Here is a 13,125-nt window from a genome sequence, read left to right as displayed (position 1 = left end):
GCAGCTAATTAAGGCAAGGGACTAGACCATGCATTTCACCATTCAACGCGAAGCCCTGTTGAAACCCCTGCAACTGGTCGCAGGCGTCGTCGAGCGCCGCCAGACCTTGCCGGTGCTCTCTAACGTGCTGCTGGTTGTCGAAGGCCAGCAGCTCTCGCTGACCGGTACTGACCTGGAAGTCGAGCTGGTCGGTCGTGTCGAGCTCGAAGAGCCGGCCGACCCGGGTTCCATCACGGTCCCTGCGCGCAAGCTGATGGACATCTGCAAGAGTTTGCCGAACGATGCCCTGATCGACATCAAGGTCGATGAACAGAAGCTCGTGGTGAAGGCTGGCCGTAGTCGTTTTACGCTGTCGACGCTCCCGGCCAACGACTTCCCGACGGTGGAAGAAGGCCCAGGCTCACTGACCTGCAGCCTGGAGCAAAGCAAGCTGCGTCGCCTGATCGAACGCACCAGCTTCGCCATGGCCCAGCAGGACGTGCGTTACTACCTTAATGGCATGCTGCTGGAGGTCTCCGCGGGGATCATCCGCGCAGTGGCCACCGACGGTCACCGTCTGGCCATGTGCTCGATGCAGGCCGACATCGGTCAGCCGGATCGCCATCAGGTCATCGTACCGCGCAAAGGCATCCTCGAACTCGCTCGTCTGCTGACCGAGCCTGAAGGCAACGTCAGTATCGTCCTGGGTCAACACCACATCCGCGCTACCACCGGTGAGTTCACCTTCACTTCGAAACTGGTGGACGGCAAGTTCCCTGATTACGAGCGCGTCCTGCCTAAGGGCGGCGACAAACTGGTGCTGGGTGATCGCCAGGCGCTGCGTGAGGCCTTCAGCCGTACCGCGATTCTGTCCAACGAGAAGTACCGTGGCATTCGCCTTCAGCTGGCCAGCGGTCAGTTGAAAATCCAGGCCAACAACCCGGAACAGGAAGAGGCAGAAGAGGAAGTCGGCGTTGAGTACAACGGCGGTAACCTGGAGATTGGTTTCAACGTGAGCTACCTGCTCGACGTGCTGGGCGTAATGACTACCGAACAGGTTCGCCTGATCCTGTCCGACTCCAACAGCAGTGCGCTGGTGCAAGAGTCCGACAACGATGATTCGGCCTACGTCGTCATGCCGATGCGCCTGTAATCAGCACAACGAGATGTCCTTAAGTCGCGTCTCGGTCACCGCGGTGCGCAATTTGCACCCGGTGACCTTCTCCCCCTCCCCCCGAATCAACATTCTTTACGGCGCTAACGGCAGCGGCAAAACCAGTGTTCTGGAAGCCATTCACCTGCTGGGGCTCGCCCGTTCGTTTCGCAGCACCCGTTTGTTGCCCGTCATTCAATATGAACAGTTGGCGTGCACCGTGTTTGGCCAAGTCGAATTGGCTGAAGGCGGACAGAGTGCTCTTGGCATATCCCGGGACCGACAGGGCGAGTTCCAGATTCGCATTGACGGCCAAAACGCCCGTAGCGCTGCGCAGCTGGCTGAGATCCTGCCTTTACAGCTGATCAACCCTGACAGCTTTCGCCTGCTGGAGGGGGCACCGAAGATTCGCCGCCAGTTTCTCGATTGGGGTGTGTTCCACGTGGAACCGCGATTCATGTCGACCTGGCAGCGCTTGCAGAAGGCTCTGCGCCAGAGAAACTCTTGGCTGCGGCATGGTACACTTGACGCCGTTTCGCAGGCGGTTTGGGACAGGGAACTGTGCCAGGCCAGCGCTGAAATTGATGAATACCGCCGCGCCTATATCAAAGCCTTGAAACCAGTCTTTGAACAGACCTTGAGCGAGCTGGTTGAGCTTGAGGGTTTGACGCTCAGCTATTACCGAGGCTGGGACAAAGACCGCGAACTGAGTGCAGTGCTTGCCGGATCCCTGCAACGGGATCAGCAAATGGGTCATACCCAGGCCGGTCCGCAGCGAGCAGATTTGCGCCTTAGATTGGGGGCAAACAATGCTGCGGATATTTTGTCCCGCGGTCAGCAGAAGCTGGTGGTCTGTGCATTGCGAATTGCCCAAGGGCATTTGGTGAGTCAGGCTCGGCGTGGTCAGTGTATTTATCTGGTGGATGACTTGCCGTCCGAATTGGACGAGCAGCACCGTCGCGCGCTTTGCCGCTTGTTGGAAGACTTACGCTGCCAGGTGTTCATAACCTGTGTAGATCATGAATTATTGAGGGAAGGCTGGCAGACGGAAACGCCAGTCGCTCTGTTCCACGTGGAACAGGGCCGTATCACCCAGACCCACGACCATCGGGAGTGAAGGCATTGAGCGAAGAAAATACGTACGACTCATCGAGCATTAAGGTGCTGAAAGGCCTGGATGCCGTGCGCAAACGTCCCGGTATGTACATTGGTGATACTGACGATGGCAGCGGTCTGCACCACATGGTGTTCGAGGTGGTGGACAACTCGATCGACGAAGCTTTGGCCGGTCACTGCGACGACATCAGCATCATCATCCACCCGGATGAATCCATCACCGTTCGTGACAACGGTCGAGGCATTCCGGTAGATGTGCACAAAGAAGAAGGCGTCTCGGCAGCCGAGGTCATCATGACCGTACTGCACGCCGGCGGTAAGTTCGACGATAACTCCTACAAGGTATCCGGCGGTTTGCACGGCGTGGGTGTGTCGGTAGTGAACGCCCTCTCCGAAGAACTGGTACTGACCGTTCGCCGCAGTGGCAAGATCTGGGAACAGACCTACGTGCACGGCGTGCCGCAGGCGCCCATGGCCATCGTTGGCGACAGCGACACCACCGGCACCCAGATCCACTTCAAGGCTTCCAGCGAAACCTTCAAGAACATTCACTTCAGCTGGGACATCCTGGCCAAGCGTATCCGTGAACTGTCCTTCCTCAACTCAGGTGTCGGCATCGTCCTCAAGGATGAGCGCAGCGGCAAAGAGGAGCTGTTCAAGTACGAAGGTGGCTTGCGTGCGTTCGTTGAATACCTGAACACCAACAAGACGGCGGTCAACCAGGTGTTCCACTTCAACATCCAGCGTGAAGACGGCATCGGCGTGGAAATCGCCCTGCAGTGGAACGACAGCTTCAACGAGAACCTGTTGTGCTTCACCAACAACATTCCGCAACGTGACGGCGGTACTCACTTGGTGGGTTTCCGTTCCGCACTGACGCGTAACCTGAACACCTACATCGAGCAGGAAGGCCTGGCCAAGAAGCACAAGGTCGCCACCACGGGTGATGACGCTCGCGAAGGCCTGACGGCGATTATCTCGGTGAAGGTGCCGGATCCGAAGTTCAGCTCCCAAACCAAGGACAAGCTGGTGTCTTCCGAAGTGAAGACCGCTGTCGAACAGGAAATGGGTAAGTACTTCTCCGACTTCCTGTTGGAAAACCCGAACGAAGCCAAACTGGTCGTCGGCAAGATGATCGACGCGGCGCGTGCCCGTGAAGCGGCGCGCAAGGCTCGCGAGATGACTCGCCGTAAAGGCGCGTTGGACATTGCTGGCCTGCCGGGCAAACTGGCTGACTGTCAGGAAAAAGACCCTGCCCTCTCCGAACTGTACCTCGTGGAAGGTGACTCTGCTGGCGGTTCTGCCAAGCAGGGTCGTAACCGCCGGACGCAGGCGATCCTTCCACTGAAGGGCAAGATCCTCAACGTCGAGAAAGCACGTTTCGACAAGATGATCTCTTCCCAGGAAGTGGGCACCTTGATCACCGCGCTGGGCTGCGGCATCGGCCGCGAAGAGTACAACATCGACAAGCTGCGTTATCACAACATCATCATCATGACCGATGCTGACGTCGACGGTTCGCACATCCGTACCCTGCTGCTGACCTTCTTCTTCCGTCAGTTGCCAGAGCTGATCGAGCGTGGCTACATCTACATCGCCCAACCGCCGCTTTACAAGGTCAAGAAAGGCAAGCAAGAGCAATACATCAAAGACGACGACGCCATGGAAGAGTACATGACGCAGTCGGCCCTGGAAGATGCGAGCCTGCACCTCAACGAAGACGCTCCAGGCATCTCCGGTGAAGCGCTGGAACGTCTGGTGAATGACTTCCGCATGGTGATGAAGACCCTCAAGCGTCTGTCGCGCCTGTACCCGCAGGAGCTGACCGAGCACTTCATCTACCTGCCGGCCGTGAGCCTGGAAAAACTCGGCGATCACGCCGCCATGCAGGAATGGCTGACCCAGTACGAAACCCGCCTGCGCACTGTCGAGAAGTCTGGCCTGGTCTACAAAGCCAGCCTGCGTGAAGATCGTGAGCGTGGCGTGTGGCTGCCGGAAGTCGAGCTGACCTCCCACGGCTTGTCGAGCTACGTCACCTTCAACCGCGACTTCTTTGGCAGCAACGACTACAAAACTGTCGTTTCGCTGGGAGCACAGTTGAGCACTCTGTTGGATGAGGGCGCATACATCCAACGCGGAGAGCGTAAGAAAGCCGTCACCGAGTTCAAGGAAGCATTGGAGTGGCTGATGGCCGAAAGCACCAAGCGCCACACTATCCAGCGATACAAAGGTCTGGGCGAAATGAACCCGGATCAGCTGTGGGAAACCACCATGGACCCAAGCGTTCGCCGGATGCTGAAAGTGACTATCGAAGACGCCATTGGCGCTGACCAGATCTTCAACACCCTGATGGGTGATGCGGTCGAACCTCGCCGTGACTTCATCGAAAGCAACGCCTTGGCGGTATCCAACCTGGACTTCTGATCCAGCGGTGTAGGTGGACAAAGTTATCTGCCACTTCGGCCAAAGTTAAGCGGTTCGGCCAGAGTTAACTGTCCACTGCCCTGCTGATAAAACCCCCGCCTGCTCACGATAGCGCCGGGGGTTTTTGATTTATAAGGGGCTGGCCTATGGCGGGCTTGGTTAGGGTGTTTGGTACAATCGAGGCCAACTAACTCCTCAGATCAGCAATATTCGCAGCCGACAGTCGCAGAGTTCAAATTAACTGACAGGGAAGGTTTTGATGACTGAAAATATTTGGGAAAAACGTCGGTTAGAAGATCCGCGCCGTACCGGTGAGGTTCGCTCGGAGTGGGAGCGTGATTACGCCCGCCTAATTCACTCATCGGCATTCCGTCGTTTGCAATCCAAAACACAAGTGTTGGGTTTAGGGGAAAGCGATTTCTACCGTACGCGCCTTACCCATTCGATGGAAGTGGCACAGATTGGTGTTGGAATTGTGCGATGGCTTAAAGAGCGCCATAAGGATAACGAGGAAATCATCGAAGCTCTGCCGCGTTCAGCGCTTATGAGTTCTATTTGCCTGGCACACGATATTGGGCACCCTCCTTTTGGGCATGGTGGCGAAGTTGCCTTGAACTTGTGTATGCGTGATTCCGGTGGTTTTGAGGGCAATGGCCAGACATTACGCATCCTGTCGAGACTGGATAAGTACACTGCTGATCATGGTCTAAACCCAACTCGTCGCCTTCTTTTAGGCGTACTGAAGTATCCCGCACCGTATAGTGAACTGGTAGGTGAGACTGCGTACGGACAAGTCCCTGCTCAGCGCTGGCTGTGTAAAGCTAAAGAGCAGCACCCGCCCAAGTGTTATCTGGATGATGAGCGTGATGTAGTGGACTGGGTTTTGGCACCTCTAGCACAGGCAGAAAAAGCCGAGTTCACGACGTGGCGTAAGCATAAGTCAAGTCACATGAAGCCAATCTACAAGGGACTTGATACGTCGATTATGGAGCTGGCGGATGATATTTCGTACAGCCTGCATGATCTTGAAGATGCTATCTCTTTAGGAATGATTACCCGAAAGTATTGGGATGAACATAATCAAGGGAAGGCGGTGTTGTTCATAAATTGTGAGCGGGATGTTAACCAATTAGCTGATCAGCTGTTCTCGGATGAAAGCTACGAACGAAAAAAAGCTATCGGTGGACTGGTTCACCAATTCATCCTCAATACAGTGGTTAAAGAATCCGGAATGCCATCAGCAACCACACCGCTGATCAAATGGAATGCATGTATGGATGAAAATCATAAAAAATTGCTGAAGCATATCTTCAACCTTGTAATGAGCAAGGTAATCGAGAGCCCCAATGTTCAGCAGTTGGAGTTCAAAGGTCAGAAACTGGTGATCGAACTGTTTGATGCGCTGAACTCTGATCCAGAGAGGCTTTTGCCATCCTCAACGCGGAAAAGATACGTCAGCGTGGATAGTGCCAGCCAAAAGATGCGAGTTGTTTGTGACTACATCTCTGGGATGACAGATGAATATGCAACCCGTCTGTACGAAAAGATCTATTACCCTCATAAAGGGTCGATTTTTGACAGGCTGTAAATTGGTACGCTGTTAAATCAGCCCTGCTGACAACACCTCGCCAGATCCTAAGATCTGCCGGGGTTTTGTCATTTATGAGGGGGTGACTCAGTGTTCTGGTCAATCAAGAATACGCGGAAATGCGGTGCATGGCGTTGGACGCATGAACTGCTCTCACGGCCTAAGTAGCGAAAATGCAGGGATTACCACATAACTGCTTGGCTCACTCACTGCGCATCTCGTACGGTGATTTCAAAGTCATCACACAGCTTTTCAACCAGATCTTCGGTTTCCTTGAAAAAATAGTCGCCAACAGTCTGCCTATGGAGCGCTTTGTACCGACGATAAATTTTGGCAAAATCGTCGTAAATTTCATGCTCGGAAACGTGTGATTTGATCTTGACGATCAACCGTTCGCCCTCGCTGGACTCACGCACGTAGCGGAAGAAATCAACGATTTTGGCTTCGAAATCCTTGATCAATGTTCCCGTCTTTGCTTCCTGTTCGTTACGGGCGGCAATGATGGCCAAAATATCAAACTGCCCACCAGGGCCCGGTGGTGTGCCCACAGCAACTTCTGTTGGCTTTCTTTTCTTCTTTTTTTGATCATCTGGCAGCACTTCAATCATGCCAATCTGGTTGTCAAAATACACTTCAATCGGGTCTTTAATGTCCTCGCTTCTATGCAGCATATTGTAGAGCGTATTGAACTTGCGCCAGAAGAATAAAAAGATCGGTGCGCTGTACTTCGCATCCAACTCAATCACGTATTCAATGCGATTGAGAATGGTGAAATACTGCGATGCCTTGGCTTTGGTATCGGCGGTGCGCTGCGGATTGGCGTCGATGTATTTCTTCAGGCTGCTTTCAAAGTCCAAATAGCTCTCTGGATCGTCGCGCTTAGCGGCGTCATTGTAGATACCCATGAATACGGCAAAAAATTTGTCGTAGGTATCAGACTTCTTCAATTCGCTCAGCAATACGTCCAGTACCTTTTTGTCGCCAAACGGGTCGAAGTCACTCACCACCACATCAGAAAAATGCTCGAAAGCATCCTTGATGTTTTGCACATTCACGTTGTTGTAGGAAAAATCAACAATCTTGCAGTCGTTCTTGTATTTCGTCGTACGGTTCACGCGAGAAATGGTTTGAATGGCGCTGATCCCCTTGATTTCTTTATCCAGGAATAAGGTGTGCAATTTTTTCTCGTCGAAACCGGTTTGCAACTTAGCGACAACAATCATCAAACCATTTTTACTGAGCGCAAAACTCTCCAGCACCTTTTCTTCCGTCAAGCCACCATTGAGTCCGGTAGCGCTTTGTTCATCCTGGTTGCTGGAATACACCACATGGATTGGCGCATCGGCGTACTTTACGTACTTGGGATCCTTCACCAAGACGTTGAAGTGCTTAGTCACCGCACCTTGATACGCTATGGCCGCCTTGATTGAGTACACAGCTAGCATTGCTTTGCCTGTACCGCGTATTTGCCGGTACACGTCTTTGACTAATAAGTCGGCCACATACTTGGCGACGGCATCGATACGATCCCTGTTTTCATAGACCTGTTTTTTCTGCGCGTCCTTGTATTCTTTCTCGGTAAATCCTTCGAGCGGATTTGCGGGTAAATCAAACAGCATCTTGGAGGCGACTGGCACAATGTTTTTCAGTGGGTTCAGAATGAAGCCATCTTCTATCGCTTCCTTCATCGTGTAGCAGTCAAAGGGCCGCCAGAGTTTCTCGCTTTCGGCATAGCCACTGAACTCGCCAAAGCGGGCCAGGGTGTGGTCATCTGGCGTGGCGGTAAAACCGATGATCAGGTTCTTCTTGGTGGCCTGTCCGGTGTAGGCGTCGCCATCAAATGGGCTTTGCAGCTCGTCAAAAATGCTCACCATCTCTTCGTGCTGATCACCACTGTTTGAACGATGGATCTCGTCAATCAGGAACACAATGCGCATGCCCGCCAGCTTTTTCAGCACATCGGCGTCGAGCATTTCCCGTACCGCGCCAAACTTCTGCAAATTAACAATCACCAATCGGGTGTCAGAGGCCAGCGCTTCTTGAAAAGTCTTCTTGTTGGTTGCCTCGATCACCATACGCTTGTCGATGTTCATGTTCAGCATGAGCGAATCAATTTGGCTGCGCAGTTGCAGGCGATCCACCACGATTATGATCTTGTCGTACACGTACTGCGCTTTGCCGTGGCTATCGGGGCGGCGTAAGTCCTTTAACTGCAAGGCTGACCATCCGATGATATTGGATTTTCCGAACCCGGCGGCGTATTGCATGAGCAGTGAATATACATTCTTGTTGTTGGAGTAGGCTTTGCGCTTTTCCAGCAGTTCTTTCTTTTTGGCTTCGCCAACACCCACTAATTGCTTCTCTAGCAGCTTTTCAAAATAGTCAGGCTCTTGCTCGTGCGCTAAAAATTCGTCGATCTTGGCCATGATCTTGTCGGTGCCGAACTTCTGCTTCGGGCGCGGAGAAATCAAATGGCCTTGCTCGCTTTTAACCTCCTTCACCCCTTTATTGACATAGACATCGCGCTCGATGAAGTTGTAATACAGGATTTCCTTCTCGATCATTAGCTTGCCGTACAAAGCGGCAAACAGCTCTTTGAGCTTGTCCTTCTTTTCGGCATCGTCTGCAAGCAGGGGGTAGAGCTTGAATACGCTGTGGGCCTTTTTTTCTATTTCTTCACGGTCAAATTTGCCTTCGCGGCAGGTAGCCAATATCTCGTCAAAGTAGTCGACAATGGTGCGGATGACATAGGTTTCCCCAATGTCAGTGGTAGTGATGTGAATGGCGTTCTCAAAAATTTTGAGAAAGTCTTTGCGCACACTCTGCTTTTCTTTGTCGCTCAGCATGGCATTACTGTCGATGTGCTGGTGATAGACCTTCACAGCTTCAAAATAATCTTTCAGCACCTTGCTGCGCCCGTTCTTGCTGGCGCTCTGGTTGGTGTAGTTGCTTTTTAATTCGCTGTAGCCGAGGTAAATGCCGTTTACAAACATCACTAGGTCGGGGCGGAACGAAAAGATCTGCGCACCTTGATGGTTGAACTTGTAAGGCAGCTCTTGCACCACCGAAAAAATATTTTCATCAAACAAGGCATTGCCGTGAATCACGCTGTCACTGGTGTAGAACAAATGCAGTTTGATGCCTTGAAAGGTAATCGACTTATTGGCGTTGATGAACAAAGCCATATTGCGGCTGCTGGCAATACGCTCGGCAATCACTGCCATTAGGTCTTGCAGCAAGGTCTTTTTATCGCCCTTGTATTTTTTGAGCAAAGTCTCGTAGGGCTTTTGGTTGAGCGAACTCTCGGCAATAAACGCCTGCAAGTCTTCTTCAATAATCAGAGACTGGGTGACCGTATTGGCTTTGACTTCCTTGAAGCCCAAGCCCTCCCGAAAGAACGGGATCAGGAATTTGTCTTGCAGATGGAGTTCGTTCATACGGCAGCCCCTTCGCTCACGATTTTTATTTTTCCGGTCACCACATCGTTGATCAGCACCTTGCGCAGCTCTTTAAGCTGTTCGATTTTCTGGTTAATGGTGGTGACGATGTTGTCTATTTTTGATGTCTTTTCGTCGAGAAAATTACCAATTGCGACTTGTTCAGTGAATGGAGGAATAAGGAAAAACATATCGCCAATCACCGTCGCATTAGTTGCAGGATAGCTGACTCCAGTTGAAAGAGCGCAAACCTCATCAACAATGCAATTTGAGGTTAATAAATAGGAGCAATATCTATCTGCAATTTTTTTGCGTGGTGTAATTACCGCAAAACCAGTAGAGACAATTAAATCGATAACTTCCGTATCAATACTCATTATTGCTTTCAAATATGTCCGTACTGTTGAAATTATCGTATCTCCTTTTTGTACAATACGCTTAGCTCTAGATGGAGCAGAATCGAAGGTCATTCGCTCTTTTGTGTACTCTCGTACCCCGTATGTGACACTACCAATATCAACATAATCAAATTCATATGAGGCAGGTGTTTTTTCAGTGAGAGTTTTTTTATTGATGTCGCAAACTTCCTTAATACGTTTTACCTCCCAATGCTCCGGCACCTCCCCAATCCACTCCACGCCACTGCCTTTCATTGGCGCGGATTTATCCAAACCACGGGTAACGGTTTCGTTGATCAGCGATTGTTTGAGCTTGCCGTACTGGGTCGCCTTTTGGCCGAGCAAGTCTATTTGTCGATCAATCTGCGAGGTTTTGGTGTCAAGATAGCCAGCGATGGCGGTTTGTTCGGGTATTGGCGGAAGAATGACTGAGAGTTTATTTAATAAACCTTGACCCAATGAGGCTCTCGTTACTATTGCCACTTCCTTACAAAAAAATGCACGAAGAATATTGGCCGAGAAATAAAATTTCGAGAACTCTTTCGTCAATTTATTTGAAGTTGGTCTAAATCGTATAACGAATCCCGAGAAGACAGACTTTGGAATTGTTTTTAAACAGGTGGCAGAAAAACCAATTTCCTCTATGGTTTCTGATGTTCGAGTAAAAAATACATCACCTGTTCGGCAGGAATAAATTTTCTGATCTTCAAGTGTTGAATTTGCATAGGTTTTAATTTTTTCTAGTGAGATAGTATTGTTGTAGACATTGCCATAGCTTACGAACGGCAATCCAAAACCGAAATATTCACCACTTTTACTAATACCGTTTTGCAAAAAACCTAAGTCCTTTAAGCGTACTGTTCTCCAATTTTCCGGAACTTCCCCAATCCACTCCACACCACTATCTTTATACGCCACATAGCGTTCAGCTTTCACCGCACTCATAATGCCAGCTCCGCTTCAAGTAGCTTCAGCGCCTTATCCAGCTCAGCAATTTCAGCCGCAATCTTACCTATGGGGCGCAGGGTTTCGGGTTTGTAAAATATCTTGTTGAAGTTCAGCTCCACGCCGACCACGTTTTCCAGATAAACAAACGGCTTGCTGATGTAGCGTGCCATAAAGGCTTCGATGGCAGCCTGGTTGGCATCGGGATCTTTGTGAAAGGGAATGATTTCGTAATCTTTTTGGTAGTCCGCCGTCAGCTCCACGCTGATTTCAATGCGCTCGGCCAGTTTCTTGGTGGCCTTTTTGTGGCTGGCTTTAACGATAATCTTTCCGCAACCAAGCGCTTCTTTGTTGCCGCCTGATTCTTTGATCAGGGTTTCTTGATCGGCGTCGTAATAGTAGTTGGCGTCAGCCGTGGTGATGAGTAAGGGCTGCTCTTTGTAGTCAAGCTGGGCAGTTTTGGTTTTGATGGCCTCATGATGATATTGTTCCAACGAGGCGTATTGGGTCGCATCGTATTTGGTTATGCTGAGTTCGGTCAGCACAATATCACCCTGCGTGATCTTGGTGGGGGTCAACTCGATGGAGCTGGCACGCTTCATTTCGCCGAACTTGTCTTCCTTCAGCGGTAAATGCGCTTCAAAGGTGCGGCCCTGCTCGTCAACATTGGTGAGCATGATGGCCTGTTTGTTGAAGTAGAAAAACTCTTTGTTAAACACGCGAGCGTAATCATTGTCTTGGTAGGCGGTGAGCGTGGCGGCGATTTCCAGGCGGCTGGCTTCGTCTACCTCTTTGCGTTTAGAACCTTTGCTTTTCTTTAGCGGTTTGAATTTGTCGCTGGCGTTAATCAGCATCACTTTGTCTTTGTGATGCGCCTGCTTGTTTTTATTGAGTACCCACAAATAGGTGTAAATGCCGGTATTGAAGAATTCATCGGTGGGCAACTGGATCACCGCTTCAACGATATCGCTATCGAGCATCCATTTGCGGATATTGCTTTCAGCCGAGCCTGCATCTCCACTGAACAGGGTCGAGCCGTTGTGTACCACCACGCCCATGCCGACGTTGTCAAGTTTGGATATGAGGTGTTGCATGAACAGCAGTTGCCCATCTGAAATAGAGGGCAAGTATTTGAAACGCTCGGTCTTGTCGTTGGTGATGTCTTTTTGGTAGCCAGCCCAGCTCACGCCGTAGGGCGGATTGGCGATGACGACGTCGAATTCTTCGTTGTCGAATTTGTCTTCTACCAGAGTGTTGCCGTGTTCGATTTTTGAATCTGGGCGAAAGCGGCTTTCAATCTTGGCCAGCGCATACAGCGCATCGTTCCAGTCCTGGCCATAGGTTTGCGTCAGGCGTTTGAACTTCTGGTTGATGCGGTCTTCGACCCCAAACAACATATTGCCGCCGCCGCAGGTGCAGTCGTAGATTTTGAGGAGCGTGTCGGACTCCTCGATTTTGGAAGAGATGATTTCGGCGATCAGTGCGATCACGTCGTCTGGGGTGTATTGCTCTCCGGCGGTCTCGGCAGAAATGTCCGCCCACTTGCGTTTGATGTGTTCTTCCAGCGTGGTGATTTCGGAGTTGTTGAAGGGTTTGAGATCAATCTTTGCCCACAGTTTGGTGTAACCAAGCAGCACCTTCTTTGCTTTGAGCTTGGTGATGACACCTTTGATGTCGAGGAATTTTTCACCCTCGGAGGCATCAACGCCCAGCAGGTCTTTGGTTTCGCCATCAAAGCCTTTCAGGTAAGCATCGAAGTCGATATCAAATGACTTATCGTTCTTGCAAATATCCATCAACGATTGGGATTTTTCAAAAATGAAAATGTTATAGCCCTGGCCTTTGTCTTTGATCAGGTCGTACAGATCGTCTTTGTGAATTTTGGCAAACGCATCTTCACCAATCTCGGCTTTGAGGTCGTCAAACATCCGCACCAAGCGGCTTTCAATCATAGCCAGTGCAAAAAACGGCATCATGAAGGATGGCCATTCAGATTCTTTGATGCCACAGCCACGCAGCAAGTCGGCAGTGGCCCAGATTTTTGATTCGTATTGGAGGATGTCCATTGTATTGGTCTCGAATAAT

Annotated in this window: 7 protein-coding genes; 4 read left to right on the top strand and 3 right to left on the bottom strand. The window is 50.9% G+C overall.

Annotation, left to right across the window (positions count from 1 at the left end; all coding sequences use genetic code 11):
• The first annotated feature begins 28 nt into the window (after positions 1 to 28).
• The 4 genes from dnaN to AB4N64_RS24995 all read left to right on the top strand — a co-directional run bounded on the left by dnaN (position 29) and on the right by AB4N64_RS24995 (position 6,260).
• Positions 29 to 1,132: a DNA polymerase III subunit beta gene (gene dnaN, locus AB4N64_RS25010; protein ID WP_460119498.1), complete on the top strand. Its 1,104-nt coding sequence runs from the start codon at positions 29 to 31 to the stop codon at positions 1,130 to 1,132.
• A 13-nt stretch (positions 1,133 to 1,145) separates the two neighbouring features.
• Entirely contained in the window at positions 1,146 to 2,249 is a 1,104-nt protein-coding gene (gene recF, locus AB4N64_RS25005; RefSeq protein WP_460119496.1) for a DNA replication/repair protein RecF, read from the top strand.
• 5 nt (positions 2,250 to 2,254) lie between these two features.
• The gene (gyrB, locus tag AB4N64_RS25000) at positions 2,255 to 4,672 is read left to right on the top strand and encodes a DNA topoisomerase (ATP-hydrolyzing) subunit B (protein ID WP_460119494.1); all 2,418 of its coding nucleotides are present in this window, start codon (positions 2,255 to 2,257) and stop codon (positions 4,670 to 4,672) included.
• Between the two features lie 259 nt (positions 4,673 to 4,931).
• Positions 4,932 to 6,260, top strand: coding sequence for an anti-phage deoxyguanosine triphosphatase (locus AB4N64_RS24995; protein WP_460119492.1), 1,329 nt, complete (start codon positions 4,932 to 4,934; stop codon positions 6,258 to 6,260).
• A 206-nt stretch (positions 6,261 to 6,466) separates the two neighbouring features.
• Here AB4N64_RS24995 and AB4N64_RS24990 read toward each other — a convergent pair whose 3' ends face one another.
• Genes AB4N64_RS24990 through AB4N64_RS24980 form a run of 3 tightly spaced genes read right to left on the bottom strand, consistent with a single transcriptional unit; the run spans position 6,467 to position 13,106 of the window.
• Complete coding sequence (locus tag AB4N64_RS24990; RefSeq protein WP_460119490.1) at positions 6,467 to 9,697, bottom strand: DEAD/DEAH box helicase family protein; 3,231 nt, start codon at positions 9,695 to 9,697, stop codon at positions 6,467 to 6,469.
• Positions 9,694 to 11,040, bottom strand: coding sequence for a restriction endonuclease subunit S (locus AB4N64_RS24985; RefSeq protein ID WP_460119488.1), 1,347 nt, complete (start codon positions 11,038 to 11,040; stop codon positions 9,694 to 9,696). The genes AB4N64_RS24990 and AB4N64_RS24985 overlap by 4 nt, the downstream gene beginning before the upstream one ends.
• The gene (locus tag AB4N64_RS24980) at positions 11,037 to 13,106 is read right to left on the bottom strand and encodes an HsdM family class I SAM-dependent methyltransferase (RefSeq protein WP_460119486.1); all 2,070 of its coding nucleotides are present in this window, start codon (positions 13,104 to 13,106) and stop codon (positions 11,037 to 11,039) included. The genes AB4N64_RS24985 and AB4N64_RS24980 overlap by 4 nt, the downstream gene beginning before the upstream one ends.
• Positions 13,107 to 13,125 lie beyond the last annotated feature (19 nt).

It is taken from the genome of Pseudomonas sp. S2_C03 (assembly GCF_054668405.1).
This window is presented reverse-complemented; position numbering and strand designations above follow the sequence as displayed.